The organism is Pedosphaera parvula Ellin514 (assembly GCF_000172555.1).
In the GTDB taxonomy this organism is placed as follows: Bacteria; Verrucomicrobiota; Verrucomicrobiia; order Limisphaerales; family Pedosphaeraceae; genus Pedosphaera.
This window is the reverse complement of the sequence record NZ_ABOX02000032.1, coordinates 25,782-49,841: the sequence shown is the minus strand read 5'-3', so window position 1 is coordinate 49,841 and position 24,060 is coordinate 25,782. Positions and strand designations below refer to the sequence as shown.

Sequence of the window (24,060 nt, the reverse complement as noted above, 5' to 3'; positions counted from 1 at the left end):
CATTCCGGGTAGAGTGGCAACCAGTTTTACAGCAAACGGGATGAACTTTAAAAAGCAGGTTCTTGCGTGGTTGTTGGCATTGCTTGTGGCATTTCCCTTGCCGGCGGCAGTCGTTTACATTCCATCCACAGCCCAACCACCAGCATCCAATAGAGAATTCCGCGCCATGTGGATCGCCACCATGGTGAATATCGATTGGCCTTCCAAGCCCGGTTTGCCAGTACCTCAGCAGAAGGCGGAACTGCTCGCGATTTTGGACTGTGCAGTGAAACTGAATCTAAACGCGGTCATTTTCCAGGTGCGGCCAGGCAGTGATGCCATGTATGCCTCAAGCATCGAGCCGTGGTCGTATTATCTGACTGGTGCAATGGGCAAGGCTCCGGCACCGTTTTATGATCCCCTCGCGTTCGCAGTAGAAGAGGCCCATAAGCGAGGATTGGAGCTTCATGCCTATTTCAATCCGTTTCGGGCGGCTCAGCCTTCCAAAAAATGGCAGTTCTCCAGCAATCATATCAGCAGGACACGGCCGGATCTGGTTCGACAATATGGAAATTTGCTTTGGCTGGATCCTGGCGAAAGGGAGGCTCAGGACCATGTGTTGAAAGTCGTGATGGATGTGGTGAATCGCTATGACATTGATGCCGTTCACTTCGACGATTATTTTTATCCGTACAAGCAGCAGGATGCGCGGAACAGGGATATCGATTTTCCAGACTCCAAGACCTGGAAGCGTTTTGTTGCCGGGGGCGGAAAGCTGAGTCGTGATGATTGGCGTCGCGAGAATATTAACTCCTTTGTGCACCGCGTTCACGATTCGATCCATGCTGCGAAGCCATGGGTGAAATTCGGCATCTCGCCATTTGGCATTTGGCAACCCGGTTATCCGCCGCAGGTAAAGGGGCTAAATGCGTATGACAGCATTTATGCAGACTCTCGCAAATGGCTAATGAACGGCTGGGTGGACTACCTGTCACCACAACTCTACTGGGCAGTTGAGTCGCCGGGACAAAGCTTTCCCGTCCTGCTGAAGTGGTGGTTGGAGCAGAATTCAAAGAATCGGAACGTTTGGCCTGGCATTGCTTCCGAGAAGGTTGGCAGAACATGGAAGGCCAACGAAATTATCCGGCAAATTCAAATCATCCGCGAACAGGCAGGAGACCGGGCTGGTGAGGCACTTTACAGTGCCGAGGGGCTGGTTCAAAATCGTGGCGGGTTGGCCAGTGCGTTAGCTCAGGGTGTGTACAGCCGTCAGGCACTTGTTCCTGGTTCGCCCTGGTTGAATTCCACAAATCCAGCACAGCCTAGGTTAACCGTGGCGGTTGGCGGCAAACTCAAGTGGGAAGCGGTGGGAAACGAAGCACCCTTTTTGTGGGTGGTTCAAATGAAGACCAAAGGCCAATGGCAGACCATCATTCTTCCGGAAAAGGTTAGAAACCATTCGCTTGCTGGAACGCCCGAAATTGTAGCCGTTACAGCTGTTAACCGCTCTGGAATGGCTGGTTTGCCTACGGTTTTGCAGCGCGAGGAGCATCCATCGAAGTAGCTGAAGAAGGGCAAAGGAAACTATTGCCAAATGGCGAGGGTGTGGCACTTTAAAGGCAGATTTGACTATGAATAAACCAAAGATTGTTGCTTATTTGAAACCCTCCTGCGGCTGGAGCATGGGTGTGCGTGCCATCATGCGCAAGTATGACCTGCCTTACGAAGACCGTGATATCATCAACGACCCGGTTCAACGCCAGGAAATGATTGAGAAGAGCGGCCAAATGCTCAGCCCTTGTGTTGAAATCAATGGCAAGATGCTGCCTGACATCAGTGGCGAAGAAGTGGAAGCCTATTTGTTGGCCAACAAATTGGTGGCTCAGAACAACGTGGCACCGGATGCACCGACGAATCAGCCCTGCGCCCACGAGATGCCGCAGAATTCTCCGCTCCAATTTAAGCGGTAAGCTAAAGTTCAATTTACAAAAAAAACGCGAAGGTGTGAGCCTTCGCGTTTTTTGTTTTAAGGAATGAGTCCGGTTTACTTCGCATCCGCAACTTTGATGTCGGGCATATCCTTTTTTGCAACAGCCCAGGCCTTTGTTTCATCAGCAGGCAGGCGTTTTACCTCAGGATTGCGGAACATGACGACGCTGCCTTGGTTGTGTTGCTGGAACGCGACGTGGCCGGACATATAGGTGCCTTTTTCGTCGATGAAGTCGGTCACGATCTTGTCGTTGATCTTGATGATGATGTGATTGCCGATGGCGATGACATGCTGAGTCCACCAGGTATCGTCCTGGACGAGTTGTTCGGTGATTTTGTGGAAATTGTAGAGGCTGCCGGTTTTCTGAGGATCGGGGCTGGTGTTCTCCACCTGGGATTCGTAACCTTTCGGCCAGCCTTTGCCAAGTGCGGCCCGGAAGTACATGCCACTGTTGCCGCTATGGTTAAGCTTTACTTCGGATTTGAATTCCAGATTGGTGTAGGTGTTGGGGCTGAACAAGTGGCTGACAGGTCCCTGACCGACGAGAATGCCATCCTTGATTTCCCATTGGCCGGGATCAGGAGCGGTGAAGCCGCTGAGGGTTTTGCCGTCAAAAAGTTTGATCCAACCATCTTGATCGGGCTTTTCGGGGAGAGGATTTCCGGGATCTCTCGATCCTGCTGCAGCTGAAACCAGATCCTGGCTGATGCGAGGACTATTGGCGTCTTGAGCATGCGTGAGCGTGGCTGAGGCCAGCAATGTGAGTGCGAAGGAAAGACCAAGAGTGGTGCGTTTCATATTATTAAAAGTGTGAGGCGAATTATTAGCCGAAGTGGTAACGGATGACAATAATATTGATAGTTACGCACTTGTACACCAACTTTCTGCCATGCGAATGGTGACATCCGTTTCCGCCATGCAGAGATTGGCGAAGAGTTGGCAGCGTAAAGGCGTGAGAGTCGGTTTTGTGCCGACGATGGGATATCTGCATGCAGGGCATCTGAGTTTGGTGAAACGTGCGCGTCAGATTGTGGGTAAACAGGGGGTGGTAGTGGTAAGCATCTATGTAAACCCGACCCAATTTGCACCGACAGAAGATTTGTCCCGCTATCCACGCGATTTGGATGGCGATAAAAAATTGTGTCGTGAAGCGGGGGTGGACATTATTTTCGTGCCCGCCAGCAAGGAGATGTATCCGCCGGAAGGTGGGGGATTTAGCACCTACGTGGTTGAGGAGAACCTATCGAAGAGCATGGAAGGGGAATCGCGACCGACGCATTTTAGAGGAGTTACCACGGTGGTGGCGAAACTGTTTAATATTGTGCTGCCCGAAGTGGCCGTATTTGGAGCCAAGGATTTTCAGCAAGCGGCTGTGGTGCAACAAATGGTGCATGATTTGAATTTTCCTTTGAAGATTGTCGTGGTTCCGACACATCGGGAACCGGATGGATTGGCGATGAGTTCAAGGAACAAGTATCTTTCCTTGGAAGAGCGGCCGCAGGCGCTGGCGTTATCACGGGCGATTCAGCAAGCGCAGAGACTCGTTCACCATTCCAAGCGGCCCATCGCCGCTGAAAAATTGCAAACGACACTCGCCAAACTCATTTCTGAACATCCGGCAGCACGGATTGACTATATCGCATTCTTTGACCCGCAAACACTGCGGCCGTTGGAGAAAGTGAGCCGTGGAGTGCAAATGGCATTGGCGGTGTTCATCGGAAAAACGCGGTTAATCGACAACGCGAAACTTTGATATGAAACAATACGATTTCCTGGTATTGGGCAGCGGCATTGCGGGGCTGACCTTTGCCTTGAAGGTGGCGCAGCGCGGCAAGGTGGCCATCATTACTAAAAAGAATCGTGCCGAGTCGAACACGAATTACGCCCAGGGTGGAATAGCTGCCGTTATCAGCAAGGAGGATACTTTTGAAAGCCATGTGCGCGACACGCTGGAGGCCGGGGCTGGTTTGTGCAAGGAGAGCGTTGTGCGAACGATTGTTGAGGAAGGTCCGGCGCGCGTTCACGAACTGATTGAACTGGGGATGAAGTTTTCCGAGCGTGAAGTTCCGGAATCGCATGGCATGAAGGAACTGGATCTTGGCAGGGAAGGCGGGCATTCCAAGCGACGTATTCTGCACGCCAAGGATGTCACCGGTCGGGAGATCGAGCGGGCGTTGCTGGCGAATGTTGCAGCGCAGCCGAATATCGCCATTTTTGAAAATCACTTCGCAATCGATTTGATCACCAGTCAAAAGCTGGGGAAGCCCGGACCGAATCGTTGCCTGGGTGTTTACGTGTTGGATAAGGCGAGTGGCAAGGTGGAGACGTTCGTTGCACCCACGGTTTTGCTGGCGACGGGGGGATGTGGAAAGGTTTATCTTTACACGACCAATCCGGATATAGCGACGGGTGATGGCGTGGCAATGGCGTATCGTGCTGGCGCGGCGGTGGCCAACATGGAGTTCATCCAGTTCCATCCCACCTGCCTGTTTCAGCCCAAGGCCAAATCCTTTTTAATCAGTGAAGCGGTGCGCGGGGAAGGCGGAGTGCTCAAAACGATTGAAGGTGTGGAATTCATGGATAAGTATCATCCACTGAAATCCCTGGCCCCGAGGGATATTGTGGCACGAGCGATTGACAGCGAGATGAAACGGAGTGGCGCCCCGTACGTGCATCTGGATATTACACATAAGCCGGCGCCGTTCATCATCGACCGGTTTCCCAATATTTATTCCACGTGTTTGAAGTATGGAATAGATATCACCAAGGAACCGATTCCGGTGGTTCCGGCGGCACATTATCAGTGCGGCGGGGTCGTGACCAATGTGGATGGGGAGACGGGCATAGCCGGTTTATACGCCGTGGGAGAAGTTGCCTGCACCGGGTTGCACGGAGCGAATCGGCTGGCGAGCAATTCTCTTTTGGAAGCATTAATCTGTTCGCATCGAGCGGCGCTGAAGATTTTGTCGAAGCCTGTAGCGCCCGTCGATGTGGATTTACCTTCCTGGCAATCCGGCAAAGCATCGAATCCAGACGAACTGGTGGTGGTGACGCATAACTGGGATGAAATTCGCAGAATCATGTGGGATTACGTGGGAATTGTGCGGACCAACAAGAGGTTGCAACGCGCCAAGAAGCGGATTGCCAATTTGCAGGAGGAAATTCAGGAGTATTACTGGGATTTTATCGTGACCAGCGATTTGCTGGAGTTGCGGAATATCGCGACCGTAGCGGAATTGATTATCGATAGCGCCTTGCAAAGACCGGAGAGCAGGGGATTGAATTACAATTTGGATTATCCGAATGCGGACCCTGCCTGGGCACAACGTGATACAGTGTTAAGAAAGTCTTGAAAAGTTCTGCGTTCAGGGTAGTTTTGACAGGCTGCGCGGTTAGCTCAGTGGTAGAGCATTACCTTCACACGGTAGGGGTCGCAGGTTCGAAACCTGCACCGCGCACCATCTCTCTTCTATAATTATTCAAAATTTGTAACCGGCACCAAGAGTTATAAAAATTGATTGGCTGAGATCCAACTCCACTGTGCGGCCGCTGAAGTTATGCTCGTAAGAGCTCAAGGTTTGGAATTGCACACCGCCTTCGGCACTCCAGCGTTCGGACAGTTGCCATTCCACTTTTGCGTTCACGTAACCGCCGTAGAGCATGCTTAAGTCATGACCGCTTCCCGAACCGGTGGCGGTGCCCCCGCCGGTAATGAAAGCGGTTTCGGACCAGGACGCCGAGCCATTTACCAGCGCTGCCGCGAGACCGGCGGACAAAGACAAATTCACAGTATTGCAGAGGGGAAATTCGACATACGGTCCGAGGCGCAAGCCCCAAATATTTGCATTGAACTCCCGGTTGCCCACGATGGCTGCACCGCCTGGCAGGGCTGCGGCTGTCGAACTGACGGGGGTGGAACCGATGACAAATCCCGGGCCGTCAAAGCTGCCCTGGTATGCAGGTGGTGCTTGCGGAGGCGTTGTCCCCGGAGTGAATGCGTAGGCATCGGTGGTGCGGGTGGCACTGCCGAAGAAACTGCTGTGATCATTCAGATCCACCCTCAAGTAATTGGCAGCGACTTCGAGGCCGTAGGTCATCTTGCCGTGCTTCCCGAGTTCCCGATTGTAGACAAACTCTGCGCCGTAGTTCGCATCGCTACGATCAACACCGTTCGGGGATGAGACATTCGCGCCCACACTGGAACGGTTCATCAGAATGGTATTACCGGAAATCTGGCTGGCGCTGTTATCATAACCCCAGTTCCAGGTTTGGCCGTCAACACTGCCGCTGACATCCTTATACACATAACCGTTGTCATAATTATATGGTTTGCCATTCGGGGTGGTGCGCTGGTTCGGATGCAGCGTCAGATTGCCCAGATTCTTGAATTTGGCAGAGATGTTGAATCCGGCACGTGCTGCGAAACTGAAATGGTTCGGGCTGTTCGTGTTCGTGTCGGACTGTTCGGCCATGGCGGCTGTTGGAACAGCCAGGGTGCAGGCGGCCAGGATGAATGAGGTGCGATGATGGTGATTCATATTCGTAATCAAGGATTAGTTGGCCACAATCACACGATAGAACCGGTTGCCGCCTTGTGACGGGCTGCTGTCGGTCTTGGGTGGGCCGTCATCATACCATTGAGTGACGTTGGCGGTCGCAGTGACTGAAGGCGTGGCGACCTTCCATGTTTGTAGGTTGTCGTCGCTATAGATGATGGTGTAAGTCTTTCCTGGTACCGTGGCGAATTCGATCACCAGGCGAGGGTTGCCCGCGATACGCGTATCAATAAAGGAACGGGTAATCGAGAGACCGTTGCCTTGAGCAGGAGCGGACTGTGCGGGCAGGACGGCTTCCACATCCAGCACGCTGGTAAATGGTTTGCGGTCCGGCACATAATATTCGAGGGTGAAAACAACGGTTTGGCCCGGATTCAGCGGCGCGTTGTATTGCACAAACGGTTTGACGCCATTCGTGCCGCTCGCATTGTAAAGTCGAACCCCAGTGCGAAGGCCGCCCACGTTCAGACGCACGGCAGCCACGGTGCTGGCACTACTGTTGGTTATGGTGACCCGCTGCTCATAAAGCCCGGTCTGCGGATTGAGCGCAATCGCACCACCGAGAATGCCGAACTGCGGTCCTGTGACCGCTGTAATCACCTGGGAGCCGGCTCCTGTGCCGTCATTGTTGGCCATATTAGGATCAACGGTGCTTGAGACTGCGTGCGCACGGTTGGTGAATGATCCACTTGCCGGAGCTTTTACAGTAACCGTGAAATTGGTGGCGGCACCGTTAGTCAAGCTGGCAATCGTCGGCCAGTTGACTACGTTGCTGGAGAGCAGACCTCCACCAGTCGCACTTACAAAGGTCACATTCAGCGGCAACATATCGCTGACCACGACATTGCTGGCTGTCGATGGTCCCATGTTCGTCACTGTGATGGTATAGGTCAGGTTGGTGCCAGGCGTTACCGTGGCCGGTCCTGACTTGCTTACAGCAACGTCAGCCTGTGGTGTCACGGTAGTTGTGACAATCGAGTTTGAGCTGCTTCCATCATTGTTGGAAGGCACCGGGTCACCCGTGCTTGAAGTAGCGGAAGCTGTGTTGGTAAACGATCCACTTGCTGGCGCTTGGACAGTCACGGTGAAGTTGGTCACTGCACCATTGGCCAACGAATCGATGGCAGGCCAGTTGACCACGTTGCCGGTGGGGATGCCACCATTGGAAGCATTCACGAAGGTCACACTCAAGGGCAGGGTGTCACTCACGACCACGTTGCTCGCCGTCGAAGGACCGAGGTTGGTGACGGTGATGGTGTAGGTCAGATTGCCACCAGCCAGGACGGTGGCATTGCCGGTCTTGAGAACTGCAATGTCGGCCTGAGGTGTCACAGTCGTTGTCACGGTCGAACCAATGCTGCTTCCGTCGTTGTTGGAAGGCACTGGATCACCCGTGCTCGAAGTGGCTGAAGCTGTGTTGGTGAATGATCCGCTGACTGGCGCTTGAACGGTCACGGTGAAGTTGGTCACTGCGCCATTGGCCAACGAATCGATGGCAGGCCAGTTGACCACGTTGCCGGTGGGGATGCCACCGTCGGATGCGCTCACGAAGGTCACACTCAAAGGTAGAGTGTCACTCACCACCACGTTGCTCGCCGTCGAAGGACCGAGGTTGGTGATGGTGATGGTGTAGGTCAGATTGCCACCAGCCAGGACGGTGACATTGCCGGTCTTGAGCACTGCAATGTCGGCCTGCGGCGTCACAGTTGTGATGACTGTTGCAGCCGGAGCGGTGCCGTTGTTATTCGTCAGATCAGGATCGCCTGTGGCAGCAGCTGAAGAGGCAATATTGGTCAAAGTGCCACTGACCGGTGCGGCGAATGTCACAGTGAAGTTGGTTGTGCCGCCACTTGCCAACGCAGCAATAACTGGCCAGGTGACTACGCCACCATTATTTGTGCCGCCATCGGAGGCGCTCACGAATGTGCCAGTTAGAGGCAGAGCGTCGGATGCCACCACGTTACTCGCCGTGGCTGGTCCCAAATTGGTGAGGGTGATGGTGTAGGTAAAGTTTGCTCCAGAAACCACGCTGGCCGGCCCGGTGCTGGTCGTGACCACGTCTGCCTGTGGGATCAGCGTCAATTGCAGGTTCAACGTGTTCGGTCCAGAAACAAAGGTTGGGGTCGCGTTTGTGGGGTAGTAGGCAGCTTTAGTCACGGTCACAGTCGCCGCGCCAGCCGCAATATTCGTCAGGCCGAATTGACCCGTCGGACCGGAGGATAGAACATTCGTCGCTCCCGCCGCATCAACCACCTGGACACTTGCGCCCACGATCGGCTGGCTCGTGGCTGCATCCGTAACTACGCCGGTTAGGGTGTTGGGAGTCAGTGTCAAATTCTGCGTGTTGGTTCCCACTACAATCGTCGGAGTAGTAATGGACGTGAGGTAACCGGTCTTGCTCGCTGTAATGCTGGCAGAACCCACCGCGATGTTGGTCACGCCATACTGTCCGGTCGCATCCGTGATGATTGTGTTCGTTTGACCGATTGCATCAATCACCTGGACCTTTGCTCCTGCAATAGGCTGGCTGGTGAATGCGTCCGTCACCAAGCCGGTGAGAGTGTTCGCGGACAGTTGCAAGTCAAGCGTGTTGGCTCCTGGCGCAATTGATGGAGTCGCGGTTGCTGAGGCATAACCGACTTTGCTGGCGGTAACATTGGCGGAACCCACTGCAATCACTGCGATGCTGTAATGTCCCGTGCCATCTGTCGTGGCAGTGTTCGTCATGCCAAGATTATCAATTAACTGCACAGTCACACCAACAATCGGTTGAGCTGTCATGGCATCCGTAACGAGCCCCGTCAGAGTATTAGGTGTTAACTGTACGTTGACTGTGTTGGGGCCGGAGACAATCGTTGGACTCAAGTTTGTTGAAACGTAGCCGGTTCTGCTCACTGTCTCAGTAGCGGCACCAACCCAAAGGTGTGGAATGGTGTAGAAACCTGTAAGATCGCTGGTCGCGGTCTGCGTCACTACCAAACCATCCACTACTGAAAGCGTCGCAGCAGTAACTGGCTGACCTGTCAAAATATCGGTTACCAACCCGTTCAGATTCGCACTTCCCATGTAGCCGAAGTTCACGTTCGCCGCGTCCTGTCCTGCGTCGAGAACCACATTCACAACGTCTGGCGTGCCGATACCATCGGCATCGAAGGTTGGATTCACGCCGGTTGGCAGCGTGGAGAGATCCACCGTGATCCGGTAAGTGTTCGATACCAGGTTACTGATGAGGTAGGAGCCATCCGCGGCGGTAACAACAAACTGTTCGCCAGCTTCACGCACACCGTTGCCGTTAACATCCACAAAGACCTTTACACCGGACAGGAGCGGTTCACCCGACTGCAGGATGCCGTCGCCGTTTATATCGTTCCACAAGTAACCACTGATGGAACCGCTGCCGATGTAACCAAAATCAACGTTGGTGATATTTTGTCCATTGGTCACGGTGAGACTGATGGCGTTGGCGGTATTCGTGCCATCCAGGTCGTAAGTTGGCCGGACACCTGCTGGCAGGGTATTCGTATCCACGCGCACCACATAGTTGGTGGCAGCGAGGCTCGTGATTTGATATTGCCCATTGGTGGCGGTGAGGGTGAAAGGTTCGATTGGCTGCCGCACGCCATCGTTGTTCAGATCCACGTAGGCAATTACATTATAAAGCGGACTGTCCTCGAAATCATTAGTGCCGTTTGAGTTCGCATCATAGTAGATGGTGCCGCTGATGTTAGCACCTATGTTCGTGATGCTGGCGATACTCTGGACGGGTGGAACCGGGTTGCCAAACTGATCCACGCCGAAGCTGATATCTGCTGTATTCAGCGCTGGCTCGCATGACCCGGTGACCTTGTTGGTGACGTAAATGTTGGTGCTGGCACCTGCGACCAGCGACGGGAAGCCAGTCCAGAGCAGGATGCCGCCACCGGAACCGGTGGGGGGCACGCTGGCTCCAACAAATTGGAAGCAGCTCGCACTAAACTGATCCTGCAACGGCCAGCTGGTGATCGTGGTATTACCGATATTTGTGACGGCGATTTGGTAGACAAGGGTGTCGTTAATATAAGCCGGGCCAGAGAGAGGTGAAACCAATGTCTTTGTGAGGGAAATCGCGGGACTGATGTTGGTTGCGGCCACTAGAACTGGACCGACGTTGGTGGTGCCGGATACAGACACGGAATTGGTCACAGGACCGGCGCTCGAGGCAGTGAAGAACGTGCTGATGGTGACGCTCTGGCCCGGGTTTAGCGGGCCGAGATTTGTCCAGGTCAGAGTGCCAGGAAGCGTGGTGCCATCGGGCGAAAGGGTGGCGCTGACGAACTGAAGTCGAGCTGACGGGAAGGTGTCCGTGAGTTTCACATTGGTGACAGTAACCGAGCCGGGATTCACCACCTGAATATTGAACTGCACGTTTTGACCGAGCAGCACATTCCCGTTTGCTGGGTCAACAAGTGTTTTGAATAGACTGATAACGGGGTTTGGACTCGCTACCGTCTTGATGATCGCACTGTCGCTGCTGGTGTCGAGAGGGTTGGTTGGATCGGTATAAGTAACAGTCAGGCCGCTGCCAGCAGGTGCGTTTAAGGTGCCGTCATTTTGAACTGTGGCACTGGTGTTGGCTGGGATGCAGGCCTTGAAGACACCTGAATTCGCGTCCGTTTCGCTGAGAATAATTGTTTCACTATCACCGCTGCTGGTGGTGATGACCGCTGTCACGGTTTCGACCGCGGTTGGATTCTGGTTCATGTTCGCATCCACCACCTCAACGCAGATCGTTTGGTTTGCGTTGTAGCTATAGGTCGGGTTATCGAGGGCATCAATGAACGTGGTGACGCTGGGCGTGCCACCATCGGGGAATGCCACAACAATGGAGATGCCAGCTGAGTTGGTGATTCCTTCCGTGCCTTCATAAGCGATGGCTTGGATGTTATGCACTCCCTGGAAACTATCGGCGTCCCAGGCGTATTCATACGTCTTGACGCAGCCATCATCGGCCACGACCGACGAATTAGTGAGGGAGACATTCAAGGTATTCAAGCCCGGATCAGTGATGGAAAGATGAGCATGGGTGACGTCATATGAGCCGAATGGATCACTGACGCTGGAACGCACATAAACAGTCTGGCCATTGAAGGCGCTGTTGATTGGATTGCCCGCCGGGTATGGGGCATCATAGAGATCTAGAGCATCAATATTGATGATGGTGGTGGTTGGCAGATTGATTGCGGACGGTTTTGTCGTGCTGTCGTACTGTATGGAGAAGCTGGCCGCAGCTTCGTTATTGGTGACCCAAAGAGTGATCGCCTGACCCGGAGGGACGGTGACATTCGTGGTGAGAGTGCCCATCCAGGCGAGCGTTCCGGAACCGCTGTTGTAAATAGGGTTGATCAGAGTCGCGAAAGTGGTACCGCCATATTGCAACACCGCAGTGACATTCGGAGTGGCGGATAGGGAACCGCTGGTGACCTGCACGTAATTGGTAACTGCGATGGTTTGGCCGGCAGGGAGGATGAAACTCTTGCACATTGCCGGAGACTGGGTGAAGAGAGTGTTATTCGTACCACTGCCACCTCCGCTGCTGATTGATGCGGGCTTGATGGGCACTACTCCAATTGCCCACTTGTCGTTTACAGTCCAAGCCATCGTAGTGCTGGCAGCACCTGGTTGCGTGCTTGAACCACCAGAAATGGCTGCTTGTGTTTGATTCCATCGCTGGGTTTGACCTGCGCCCGGGGTAACAGAGGCGCCAGCGGAGACTGTGTCGAAAACCAATTCGCCCGAAGCAGAACTTACCGACACGGACGGTGAACCTGAGCTGGAAGAAGTGCCTGTGAAATTGCCAAGTGGCGCAGTCTGACTGACGCCGGTGAAGGTTGCTGCACCAGCAACAATGTTTGCGCTTCCGCTTAAGGTGACCACCACGTTATTGGAACCGACAGGCGGATTTGGCAAACTCCAGATTTCAGCGCGCGGTTTGGGATTGCCCGGTGCGGTCGCTCCTCCCACATTGGTGAGATTGATTCCGCCATAGGTAACTGAGCTTACTGTTGTGGAGTTGTCAGTGGACACGCCTACCAACAGAAGACCGTTTGTTCCAGCGCCCGTGGTATGGGCAAAGGTCAAGCTGGAGCCGTTCCCATTCGTGGAAGAGGAGGCGTTCAGGGTAATCGTTGCAAAGCTGCTGCTGGCGCCTACCAAGGTGGAGCTGTTGGCTGTCGTGGTGTCAGCTGTTGCCACGGGGTCGATACGGTCGAGGCTTTGGCCGGGATCGCTTAAGTAAAGTTTTTTGATTTCAACCGGGCGGACGATGGAGGCTGTGGCCGAGCAATTTTCACCCAGCGCGCCGTTGTGGTCGACTTGCAGGTTCTGACCTGGTTGGGCGTAAAGGGTGCCATCCTGCGTGCCGCTGCCGGTGGTGGTGGAAGAAGGGAGCGGAGTAGTGTTACGGAAAACGCCGGTGTTGGTGCCGGTTTCAGTCAGAGTGACAAATTCCACGTCACCGTTGGATATATTCTTTACCAACAAGGTCAACGTTTGAGCGGTCGTAGAATCAATATTGAGGGAAGTGTCAGAGAGAGTAACATACAAGCTGCTGTTTTGAGCGTAGGCGATTACTGAATTGCCGAGGGCATCGCTGAAGCTCAAGTTACATGACGGTGGTGGGGGCAATACAGCAGCAACATCCTGGGCTTGAACAGAGCCATTGGCCGTAGTGACCAGAACGGAATTTGAAATGCTGGTGGCGGAATTCACGGTGACTCGGAATTTCACACTGACAGCGCCGTTTGCAGGGATGTTCTGCAACTGAAAGCCTGACTCGTCGAGCGGGAATGGAGTGACGCCGCTGTCCCCGATGGCAACTCCGTTGGTGGTGCTGGTGCCTGTCACATAGGTGACATTGGCAGGCAACGTATCACTCACGACGGGGTTGGTAATTATAATCGCGCTGCTGTTAGTGAGAGCGATGGTGTACTCCACAGTGTCGCCCCAACCGATTCTGCCATCATTATTCAGGTCGGTGACCAACTGAGAACGTTTGGTAACCGCCGGCAATGCAGCAGCTGAGACGGTTGCGTGCGCTGAATCGGAATTGGCGGTGATCGGATCTGTGTAACCAACCTGGAGAGCATTCCCGCTCAAGGCCAGTAGAGTACCATCATGAGCCCCAGCGCCCGAGGTGGTGGATGAAGCAAGCGGCGCGGTGCTTTGAAAGATGCCCGTGTTGACGCCAGTTTCAGCGAGAGTCACTGACTCCACGTCACCATTGGAGAGATTGGTTACTGCTACAACCAAGGTTTGAGCGGTGCTGGCATTGGTGTTCTGCGCAGTGTCGGTCAATTTAACGTAAATGCTGTTGTTGATGAGGTAGGATGATACGGGCGTACCGGAGGCATCGGTAAACGCGATGGTAACAGTTGGATACTGATTGGTGGAGGGCGATACGACAACGGTGTCAGTGCTTATCACCGGCTGTCCGGCTCCTTCGGCTGAGACCGTGTTCGTGATGCTGGTGATGCCGCTATTGATTATTGTCCGAAATTTGATGTCCGAGTAACCGCCCACAAGGATCTGCGGCAGGACCAATCCATTCTCGTCCAGCGGGAAAGCAGTATTTGCAGGTGGCACCAGATTATCGGCTACTGGAACGCCATTCACTGTGGTGGAGTTCGGCACATAGTTAATTGTGCTGGGCAAGCCGTCGAGCACGAGTACGTTGCCGAGAGCCAGCATGCCTTCGTTCTGCACGTGAACCGTATATTCCAAAGTATCACCCCAACCGGACAAGCCGTCGCCATTCAGATCGACAGCCAGGCGGGAAGTTTTCAAAATTTTTGGGACCGGGAAAGGGATGATCGTATTGCCAGCATCAAAGTAGGGAGCACAACATCCGGCTTTGGAAGCGTCTTCACCCCAAGCTGCGGCGAAGGTGGTGCCATCCGCTGTAAAAATGCGGGCTCCAGTCATGTTTTTGGTGGTCGGATTATAAACTGTCTGAAATTGATAAGCGGCGAGGGAATAGGCGACGTTGTAGTGTTGTCCATTCGGCGCGATGTTAGGGCCGACGGTATAATTGCCGCTGTAATTTACGTAGATGGTTGTGGGTTTGGTTGGGGTGATCCATACCGGGCTGCCATTTGCATCGGGGCCGGCAGGAGAAGCAAGATCATCTGATCCAGGCGCCCAACCGACGACAATCAGAGGTGTTAACGCGGCTTCCGGCAGAAGAGCGTAACCCCAATCATGAGTGTTATTGGCAGTGTTCGTTCCGCCGGCGTCGTTGGCACCAACAGCATAGAAGGGCAGACCATTGGTGGTGTAGAAGTGGGCGCCGGAATTCAACGGCATGGGGAACTTATAATTATTGCCCGCTGGCACTGAGAGGGCACCGGTGCCAACCTTGGTGGCATAAAGAACGTTGATGTTTGTGCTGTAAGGATTGAAGACGAAGACATCGTGAACTTCGGACGAGAGGCTGGTGCCAACCGGCGCGTAATAACTGGTATCCCACTGATTGAAGGGGCGAATCGCGAAGGTGCGCGATTGATAAGTTGAACCTATGCGCCCGGTCATTTGGTGGACTTGTACCGGCTTGCTGGCAGTAACCGTTGCGCCCGCGGCAACCCCACCGTTCACAAAATAGGAATCGCCGATATTCAAGGTGGTTGTGCGGTCAGGGACGCCATCTCCATTGGTGTCCACCTGCAAGGTGGTGCCGTTCTGTGACGCGATTATGTGAAGCGATGAGTAGGAGAAGCTTTGGATGGCGGGATTGACGTTCGTGCCAACGGGGATTTTGAAGAAAGTACCCCAGCGCGTGGTATCATAAACCTCAGTGCCACTCATCAGAAGTGTGCCGGGAGACAGCGCCCAGGCGGCACGTGTGACCGTCACGGCCTTGGTGGCGGCGATGCGATCGCGACCATCGTATTTAAGGACTGAAGGATTGCGAGGAAGGGAAACTATATTCGTAAGGACGATGACATCGCCAGGCTGCAGGATGTCGTTAGGATGTCCAGGAGCCACGCCGTTGTTGGTATTGCCATCACCCCAGATTTGAGTGGTTAGCTGGATGGGATTATTAATGTCGTTTTCATAACCGTCCTCCCAATGGTCGTAAATGATGACGGTATTAGTCGTCCCAACCGCGATGGAGATGATACTATTGAGATCTGTGCTGGCTGGTGTGCCGGTGGTGTCGATGCCCTTGACCGAGTTCTGGAAGTCTGTTTCAGGGAACGGCACAAAAAACTGCTGGACCACCTGTTGCAGCGCCTGGGCAGTGGCCGTGCCTTGAAACGCAAATGTGAAGAGGCATGCCGATATTGAGAGAGCCTGTCTGGCTCGTGACAGACTGCAAATAAAATGTTTCATTTTATACCGATGACTAAAAGTCATAGTGATTGATCAAGGATTGTTGAAACCGGCCTTACAGAAATGGCGTCGCGTGACTTGTGATGCCTCCCGCCGCACAGCAGGAGATTTGCCATGTGAATCGAAATACCCGCAAAATTAGATTTTTAAATAATCTTTATGAAACAGATAACAACTTTATATTCAGCATGTTATGATGTTGCGTGTGGAAAATGAAACGCATGGGGGATTTTTTTTAGCAAGTCTAATAAGGGCTTGGGTACGGAGTATGAAAATGGCTTATTATGTCGGGCAATGTCCTACAATGTTGGGCAGTGTCCTGTAAATTGACACTGCAAAGGAGGAATCCGAGGCTCAAAGGCGTGTTAATTCATCAAATCTACGGGCTCCAGGAGATGGCAAATCCGACCGATATCCGTGATCTTTCTGCACGCCAAAACCACTAGGGCGGGGATGGTTGCGGCTCACAGTGCGGTGGTCATTTCCGTCCGTTTGAAGGCGCTAAAGAACGCGGGAAGTTGGCAGCTTTTAGGGCATCAATGCTCTGGATGCGAGTTGCATGTTTGCGACAATTGGTGGTTCCTCTTTGGCATTCGCTGTTTTGCCTCTTCAGCCCACCGCATTTGAGCCCAAAGTTCAGGCTGATCGTAATCGAGTTGCAGGGCGTTTAGCTGAGTAATCTTATCAGCATATAATATTTCAAAAATGATTTGACGTATGGGTTTTATTTGGGAGGATGCCGTATCTACTGAAAGCCAACGCAATACTTGGGTTGTGAGCGAATGCTCATAACTTTGGGACGTTTGTTGTTTACTTTTGGTTAACAATCTTCAGAACAAAATGCCGTGAAAAAACCTACCCACAATTCATTAGGATTCATTCCGACTGGTATATGCCTCTTCGCTTGTATTCTAGCCAGTCCTACCAAGGCGGCAAATTACTATTGGGACATTAATGGCACTGCCGCTGGGTCGGGTGGGGTAGCGCCGTCTGGTTTATGGGAAGGCGCAAATTGGGCCACTGTTTCCGGCGGCACCGCTGCCACGGGCAATTGGATGGAGGACAACTTTCCAAGGTTTGCTGCTGCCACTGATACCACCAGCCCTTATACCGTCACCGCCAATGCTAATCACACCGTTGTCGGCATGCTTCACGGCAACGTTGCTGGAACCGTTACCATTACTGGCACAGGCGTTTTTACCATCGATCCTACTGGCGGTGCCGGGCCAGGTCTGAATCAGCAGGGCTTTTTTGGCGGAACCGGAACCGGCATTGGTTTTCTGAAAATCCAGAGCAAATTAACGGGCACCGGTGGAGTCCAATCCCAATCTGGACAAATCTTCCTGGATAACGCCGGCAATGATTACACCGGTGGCACAACGATAAATTCCGGGCTTATAAACTTTAACAGCACTGGCTCCTTTGGAACCGGTCTGATTACCGTGGGCACCGGGGGAAGTGCGCTGATTGCTGAAGCGGATGGCATTACTATTACCAATGATTTCTCCGCTGGTGTGACAGGTGGCTTAAATTTATCCACAACCGGTCACCCGTTCACCACCACCTATAGTGGAAACTGGAATTTGGGCCAGTTTACCCTGTCCCTCGGGGTTGGCGGTGGCGCCGACAATACTGCAAATCTCACTGGCACCATCAGTGGGACGGGTGGCCTATCTAAACAGTCACAGACAACCGCCGGCACTTTGAAGCTTTCCGGTGCCAACACCTACGGTGGCCCCTCAACCATTAGCTCAGGTACTCTTCAGATCGGCAACGGTGCAGCGCTGGGTTATTCGGCCACCACCGTTGCCAGTGGTGCCGTAATTGATCTGAATGGTGTAGCGAATATCAATGCAGCCCTCCTGCTGAACGGCACCGGAATCAGCAGTGCTGGCGCGCTGGTTAACAGCAATTTATCCTCGTCAGCAGTCCTCATTCAGGGGGATTCCGTGGCGGGGGCAACACTCACTGCCGCAGGTAGTGGCATTACCGCGCCAGCCACTGTAACGGTTACTGGCGGCGGCGGGAGCGGGGCCACTGCGGCGGCGGATCTCGGCGTGACTGCCGCAAGCTTCACCATTACGGCTGGCACCCAAAAGTACACAGCGGTACCGACGGTCACGATTAGCGGCGGCGGCGGATTCGGCGCTACAGCCACGTGCGCCCTGGCTGGTGCATCTCCCAGTGTGATCAGCACCACCATCACCGTGACTGGCGCGGGCGATTGGTTTACCGGCACACCAACAATCACATTTAGCGGCGGCACAATCGGGACAGCTGGCACGGCTCCGACCGGCACCGGCAACGCAACCCACTTTACGTTGAGAAGTGTTTCCATCACTGCCCCAGGCAGCGGTTACACATCCGCGCCAACTCTGACACTCAGCAGCGGAACGGGTACTGCCGCCGCGAAACTCTCCTCCGTAAATCTGGCCAGCGCGACCAGCGCGGGTGGCCCCGGGGATACTACCATCAATACCATCATCAGTGGGGCCGCTGCCGCCACCTTCACCAAGGTTGGAGCGGGCACCATGACCCTTAACGCGGTGAACACCTATAGTGGTAATACGATCGTTAGCAGCGGTACACTTGTCTTGGGCAGTTCTGGAACCATTAATAGCACACCGATTATTAATATTGCTGCGGGTGCAACCTTTGATGTATCTGCCATTAGCTCCTACACTCTCAGCAGCAGCACAACGCTCCAAGCCATTAGTACGACTGTCCCGGCTACCATCAAAGGCGGAACCAGTGTGAGTCTGGCCTCGCGGCCCGTCGCGCTGGCCATCGTTCCGACAGCCTTCACCGGGGATACCGCGCATCCAGCTTTGGTAATTTCCCAAGGCTCTTTGACTCTGAACAACAATGTGATTACGGTCACAAATTCTGCTGCTACTCCCTTGAATGTTGGAACCTACCGGTTGATTCAAGTGGGTGATGGAACCACGGGCGTCATCAGCGGCACCCCGAACTCTGTTCCTACGATACAGGGGACAGGTTTGGCTGCAGGCACCAGTGGATCGATCGTGGTCAGTGGCGGCAACGTAAACCTAATTGTGCAGACAGCACCGACTTTTTCCGGTTTGACTGTCAATCAGAGCATCGTTTACGGCACGACACCTCTGACCCTGAGCGGCACTCTCAGCGCCACTGGGCCAGTCTATCCTGACATCGGCGAAACGGTCACCGTCACCATCAATGGCAATGCTCAGACCACCACCATTAATGATGCGACCGGTGACTTTTCCATCAACTACAATCCCGCTACCATACCGTTTTCAGCCACTGCCTATGCAGTCACCTATTCGTATGCAGGAAACGCCACCTTGGGCAGGTCATCTGACGCTACAAAAACTCTGACCGTCACGAAAGCCCCGTTGACCGTTACTGCCAATGACCAGACGAAAACTTATGGTCAAACTCTGTCGGTCGGCACGGGCAAAACGCTCTTTACCAGCAGCGGATTGCTGAATGGACAGACCATCGGCACGGTCACTTTGGCCAGCACCGGCAGTGCGGCTACCTCGGCCGCGGGTGGCAGCTATACCATCACGCCCAGTGCGGCGACGGGTGGGACCTTCAGTGCCAACAATTATTCCATCACCTATGCGGCCGGTACGTTGACGGTGAACCCGGCACCGTTAACTGTTACTGCAAACAACCTTTCGCGGCCGTACGGCGCGACTAATCCCATCTTCACCGTCGCGTACACCGGTTTTGCCAATGGTCAAAACTTGGGAACCAGTGACGTTGCCGGAGCTCCAGTTTTGGGGACTGATGCGGATACCAACAGCCCCGTTGGTGCCTACGTTATCACCAACAATCTGGGCACGCTCACCTCGACCAACTACGCTTTGGCTTTGGTTGATGGCATAGTGACAGTGACCAATGCCGCCTCTACAAACGTGGTCTCGGTTTCGGCGAACCCGGTGGCCACCGGCAGCGCGGTGACTCTCACTGCAACTTTGAGCGCGGTGTCGCCCAGTTTGGCGGTACCAGACGGCGCGGTTCAATTCGTGCTGGATGGCACCCCGTTTGGTGATCCGGTGACCCTGACGAACGGCGTCGCCAACACGAATACCGCAGTCATTGCCCATGGCACTCATACACTGGTTGCCGAATATTCTGGAAGCACCAATGTGTTGGGGAGCACGAACAGTTTGAGTTCAAGCCTCGTGGTGAACATTGCACCTTCGGCTGGGGACGATGCGATTCAGCGTCCGGATGGTGCTGGCACCAAGGTTTCCATCGCCACCTTGTTAAGCAATGACACGGATGCAGATTCGGATGCGCTCGTGGTTACTGGCATTAGCACGAACAGCACTCAGGGTGGAACGATCAGCATGACGGCGACCGAAGTATTTTACACGCCACCAGGCACCAATGTTACAAGCGATACGTTTACTTATACCGTGGGCGATGGTTTTGGCGGCAGTGCCACGGCCACGGTTACCGTGACGATTGCTCCGCCAGACAATACGCAACCTTCCAATATCACCGGCATCAACACCACTGGTGATGGAAACATGCAGATCAATTTTGCCGGTATTCCCGGACGGAATTATTTGATCCAGGCGGCGACGAATTTGACTCCCAGCATTAACTGGACAACCATTGGCACCAATACAGCCGGTACGAATGGACTGTTCTTTTATATTGATTTGGATTCAACCAATTTCGCCGCTCGTTATTACCGTACGGCCCAGCCTTAGAGTGCGCATAAACCGTGTTGACTGCCTGGGCAGGTAACACAGGTTAAACGCATCAGCTTCAGAGAGGAGAACCTTAACGGGTTCTCCTTTTGGCTTTTTGGGGATGATTATCCGGCTCCGAGATAAACCGAAGTGCGGGTGCATTTGAATGGATTTTGGTGAATGATTGATGTGATCAAACCGATACCGGAGGAATCAGAGCAGGCAGCCGATGAATCATATATCGATACGACGAAGAAGCTGTGGGAGATTTGGAATGGGTTGAGGAAGTAGCGGGAGAAAATTTCCACGTTCGGAAATTTCCAAGATCGTTGATTTAGTTTTTCTGGACTTCTGAAAGCCGGGCGCGCACCGATTGCGTGCAGGCGGAGTAGCTTTTCAACGTTATGAAGGTATGACGCAGTTGAGGATGGTATATGGCATGCGCCCAGCGGCGCTTTGGTGGCCTGGTTTCAGATCCGGACGGGCATACACTATCGTTGACCCAATTCAAATGATCGCACGGAAAGTGCCGAGCACTTTTTAAGCTCGCGCAAACCGCGCGCGATTCCAGGAAGCGTGTTCTCATCATGCCAACGCCAAAGAGATAATTATTCGTCGGCCTTTATACAGTGCCATTGCACTTTAAAGGAGCAGATGTTCGTCAGGAGTAGGTTTATTAGCGGGGCTTCTACTTTTCAGAATTGACCCATTGCAGTTTGCTATAGCGCAAAATCGTTTTAGAGTGGCGGGACTTCTGACTTGGTTATCATAACGAGGTCTGTTCAAAAAGGAGTTGAAAGAGATGTCATTCACTGCGGGGAAAATTGAATCCCGTAACGTGGCCGACATTTGAACAAAGTCGTACAAAAAGAAACTGAACCACGCGCCCTTCAAGGTTGCCTGTGTCCGGTTTGTCACGCCGAACGGCCGAAAATGGTCGAGTCGGCAACGAGAGAAATAAAAAATCAATCATATATATAAATGAAAGCAAATTATCTGAAGTGCCTTTGTGCCATCCTTGGGATGGTGGTGTCAGCTTCCGTGTCTGCGCAAACACCAGGAACATTGAAGTGGAAGTATCCGATTTCGGGTTATCATAACGCACCAGCAATCTCCCCCGTTACAGGCACGATTTACATCGGTTCCTGGGATAACAAACTCTACGCCTTAAATCCGGATGGGACACTCAAATGGACCTACACCACTGGTGGTTATATTGCCTGCGTACCGAGCATTGGCCCCGATGGATCCGTCTATGTCTCGAGTGCGGATAAAAAACTGTATGCCATAAACCCTGACGGCACATTGAAGTGGACATATCTGGCTGATGATACGACTGGTAATCTGGCTATTGGTTCGGATGGTACCATATACTTTGGAACGATAACTTATAACTCGTACCTATATGCTGTTAAGCCTGATGGAACTCTCAAGTGGCAGTTTCCAATTGTCGGCCAGGCTTACAATTCGCCAGCGGTTGCGTCCGATGGCACCATTTATATAGCAGAAGTCAGCGTTGCGGGTACTGACATCTTACTTCATGCCGTTACTCCAGCCGGAACAGAAAAATGGAACTTTGCCACTGACACCGGCCTATCATCCCCTGCCATTGCCTCGGATGGCACGGTTTACATTGGCTCGTTAGCCAATATGTTGTATGCTATCAATCCAGACGGCACTCAAAAATGGTCCTACTCAGCTGCGGCATCCATAGAGACTTCGCCAGTGATTGGTGTGGATGGGACTGTTTATGTTGGGGAGCTAACAGGAAACTTGTTGGCCATCAATCCAAACGGCACGTTGAAGTGGTCGCACTACAATGGATCTTACTTCGACCAGTCTGCACCGGCGGTTGCTCAAGATGGTACTATTTATTACGGGGCCTCCGAGCCAACTGGAAAAATCGGCGCTCTCAACAGTGGAGGAGGTTTGAAATGGTCGTACACGTCTATCGGCGGTATTTACTCGTTTCTGGCGATAGGCAACGACGGCACTTTGTATGTAACGGCAGATGACGGGTATCTTTATGCCTTGTACGGCACCAGCAGTCTGGCAAATTCCGCATGGCCCATGGGACAGAGAGATCCGGTGCGGAATGCGAATGCGGCGAGTCCGATCTACCCGCCCATCATAAACATCAATTTTGCGGCGGCGGACGTCGACAAGGTTGGATTTGCGGCCGTGGGCCTGACCACGAGCGACTTTTGGAACGGTTATCGGTTTCCAAATGTTGCCTCCGCAGCGGTGAGCAACCTCAAGTGGTCGGACTCCAGCAGTTCCACGGTTGGCGTCACGGTTAACAACGCGCCCGGGCAGTGGGGCAATCCGGTGAGCGATGGCATGTATGATGGCTACATTTATCCCCAGAACTGGGGCACTCTCACTGTGACTGTCACTAACCTGCCCGCAGGCATCTATGACTTCTACCTTTATGGCCACGGTGCGGCGAACGACCAAAACGCCATCTTCAGCCTTGTGAGCGGCTCGATCGACTACGGCACCAAGGCCACCACCAAGGTGGGTTCTACTTCCTGGAACAGCACGGCCTGGCAGGAGGGCCTGCAGTATGAGGTCATGCGAGGGGTTTCGGTAGCAAGCAATCAGCCGGTCACGATCAAAGTCCTGCCGGATGCCTCGGCCTACGGACCCCTTGCTATGATCAACGGCGTGCAGATTGTACCCGCCGGTTTGTTGCCCCCTGTAACCATGCCCACTACCAACCTGATGAACATCAACTTTGCGGCGGCGGACGCCGACAAGGTTGGATTTGCCGCCATGGGCCTGACCACGAGCGACTTTTGGAACGGTTATCGGTTTCCAAATGTTGCCTCCGCGGCGGTGAGCAACCTCAAGTGGTCGGACTCCAGCAGTTCCACGGTTGGCGTCACGGTTAACAACGCGCCCGGGCAGTGGGGCAATCCGGTGAGCGACGGCATGTATGACGGCTACATCTATCCCCAGAACTGGGGCACACTCACTGTGACCGTCACCAATCTGCCGGCGGGCACCTATGACTTTTACGTCTATGGCCACGGTGCGGCGGATGATCAGAATGCCATCTTCAACCTGGTCAGCAACTCAATTGATTACGGCACGCAGGCCACGACAGTGGTGGGTTCTGCTTCGTGGAATACGACCACCTGGATCGATGGCCAGCAGTATGTGCTCTTCGGTGGTGTTCCAGTGGCTAGCGGCCAGCCGGTCATACTCAACGTGCTGCCTGATAGCTCATCCTATGGTCCCATTGCCATGATCAATGGCATGCAGATTGCAAAGCGGCCTTAAGTAACAAAGTTCAATGCCTTTTGGCATGTTGTTTGAGCCCCGGTGCAAATTGTGCCGGGGCTTTTTTGGCTTTGGCCGGTTGAAGGCTGATTTTTGGGGTGTGATTGTGGGTGCGGGCTTAGAGGGCAGAGGGAACTTTTGTGCTCCAATATACGAACCGGTTGTTGCACTCCAGTTGCAATCCACGCGT

General features: G+C 53.5%; 9 protein-coding genes and 1 tRNA gene. 7 read left to right on the top strand and 3 right to left on the bottom strand.

The genetic code is table 11. The features are described 5' to 3' along the window. Positions 1-40 precede the first annotated feature (40 nt). Together CFLAV_RS21035 and CFLAV_RS21030 are read left to right on the top strand one after the other, a co-directional pair. The gene (locus CFLAV_RS21035) at positions 41-1,543 is read left to right on the top strand and encodes a glycoside hydrolase family 10-like protein (protein ID WP_040549673.1); all 1,503 of its coding nucleotides are present in this window, start codon (positions 41-43) and stop codon (positions 1,541-1,543) included. 67 nt (positions 1,544-1,610) lie between these two features. Then, a complete protein-coding gene (locus CFLAV_RS21030) occupies positions 1,611-1,949 on the top strand; it encodes a glutaredoxin family protein (RefSeq protein WP_007416846.1) in 339 nt (112 codons plus the stop codon). Positions 1,950-2,023: 74 nt separating this feature from the next. Here CFLAV_RS21030 and CFLAV_RS21025 read toward each other — a convergent pair whose 3' ends face one another. Further along, positions 2,024-2,767, bottom strand: a complete 744-nt coding sequence (locus tag CFLAV_RS21025; RefSeq protein ID WP_007416845.1) for a 3-keto-disaccharide hydrolase — start codon at positions 2,765-2,767, stop codon at positions 2,024-2,026. A gap of 91 nt (positions 2,768-2,858) precedes the next feature. Here CFLAV_RS21025 and panC point away from each other — a divergent pair, with 91 nt between their 5' ends. The 3 genes from panC (at position 2,859) to CFLAV_RS21010 (ending at position 5,430) form a co-directional block, all read left to right on the top strand. Then, positions 2,859-3,722 (top strand): pantoate--beta-alanine ligase, encoded by an 864-nt coding sequence (gene panC / locus CFLAV_RS21020; protein ID WP_040549688.1) that lies wholly within the window; start codon positions 2,859-2,861, stop codon positions 3,720-3,722. A gap of 1 nt (position 3,723) precedes the next feature. Next, positions 3,724-5,322, top strand: coding sequence for an L-aspartate oxidase (gene nadB / locus CFLAV_RS21015; protein ID WP_007416843.1), 1,599 nt, complete (start codon positions 3,724-3,726; stop codon positions 5,320-5,322). Between the two features lie 33 nt (positions 5,323-5,355). Next, positions 5,356-5,430: transfer RNA gene (locus CFLAV_RS21010), tRNA-Val, on the top strand. 18 nt (positions 5,431-5,448) lie between these two features. On the opposite strand, the gene CFLAV_RS21005 is transcribed toward CFLAV_RS21010, so the two are convergent. Together CFLAV_RS21005 and CFLAV_RS21000 are read right to left on the bottom strand one after the other, a co-directional pair. Then, positions 5,449-6,507 carry a hypothetical protein gene (locus CFLAV_RS21005; protein ID WP_007416842.1) on the bottom strand — a complete coding sequence of 353 codons (1,059 nt, stop codon included), beginning with the start codon at positions 6,505-6,507 and terminating at the stop codon, positions 5,449-5,451. Between the two features lie 15 nt (positions 6,508-6,522). Then, positions 6,523-15,891 (bottom strand): carboxypeptidase regulatory-like domain-containing protein, encoded by a 9,369-nt coding sequence (locus CFLAV_RS21000; RefSeq protein ID WP_040549672.1) that lies wholly within the window; start codon positions 15,889-15,891, stop codon positions 6,523-6,525. 845 nt (positions 15,892-16,736) lie between these two features. On the opposite strand from CFLAV_RS21000, the gene CFLAV_RS20995 reads away from it, so the two are divergent. Further along, on the top strand, positions 16,737-20,603 hold the full coding sequence (locus CFLAV_RS20995) for a beta strand repeat-containing protein (protein ID WP_007416840.1): 3,867 nt from the start codon (positions 16,737-16,739) through the stop codon (positions 20,601-20,603). 963 nt (positions 20,604-21,566) lie between these two features. Beyond that, positions 21,567-23,870 (top strand): outer membrane protein assembly factor BamB family protein, encoded by a 2,304-nt coding sequence (locus CFLAV_RS32820; RefSeq protein WP_007416838.1) that lies wholly within the window; start codon positions 21,567-21,569, stop codon positions 23,868-23,870. Positions 23,871-24,060 lie beyond the last annotated feature (190 nt).

Bases quoted from the DNA above. Each gene is read 5' to 3' on its own strand.
- CFLAV_RS21005 (WP_007416842.1), bottom strand. From the start codon at position 6,507: ATGAATCACCATCATCGCACCTCATTCATCCTGGCCGCCTGCACCCTG.
- nadB (WP_007416843.1), top strand. From the start codon at position 3,724: ATGAAACAATACGATTTCCTGGTATTGGGCAGCGGCATTGCGGGGCTG.
- CFLAV_RS21025 (WP_007416845.1), bottom strand. From the start codon at position 2,767: ATGAAACGCACCACTCTTGGTCTTTCCTTCGCACTCACATTGCTGGCC.
- CFLAV_RS21000 (WP_040549672.1), bottom strand. From the start codon at position 15,891: ATGAAACATTTTATTTGCAGTCTGTCACGAGCCAGACAGGCTCTCTCA.
- panC (WP_040549688.1), top strand. From the start codon at position 2,859: ATGCGAATGGTGACATCCGTTTCCGCCATGCAGAGATTGGCGAAGAGT.
- CFLAV_RS21035 (WP_040549673.1), top strand. From the start codon at position 41: ATGAACTTTAAAAAGCAGGTTCTTGCGTGGTTGTTGGCATTGCTTGTG.
- CFLAV_RS21030 (WP_007416846.1), top strand. From the start codon at position 1,611: ATGAATAAACCAAAGATTGTTGCTTATTTGAAACCCTCCTGCGGCTGG.
- CFLAV_RS32820 (WP_007416838.1), top strand. From the start codon at position 21,567: ATGAAAGCAAATTATCTGAAGTGCCTTTGTGCCATCCTTGGGATGGTG.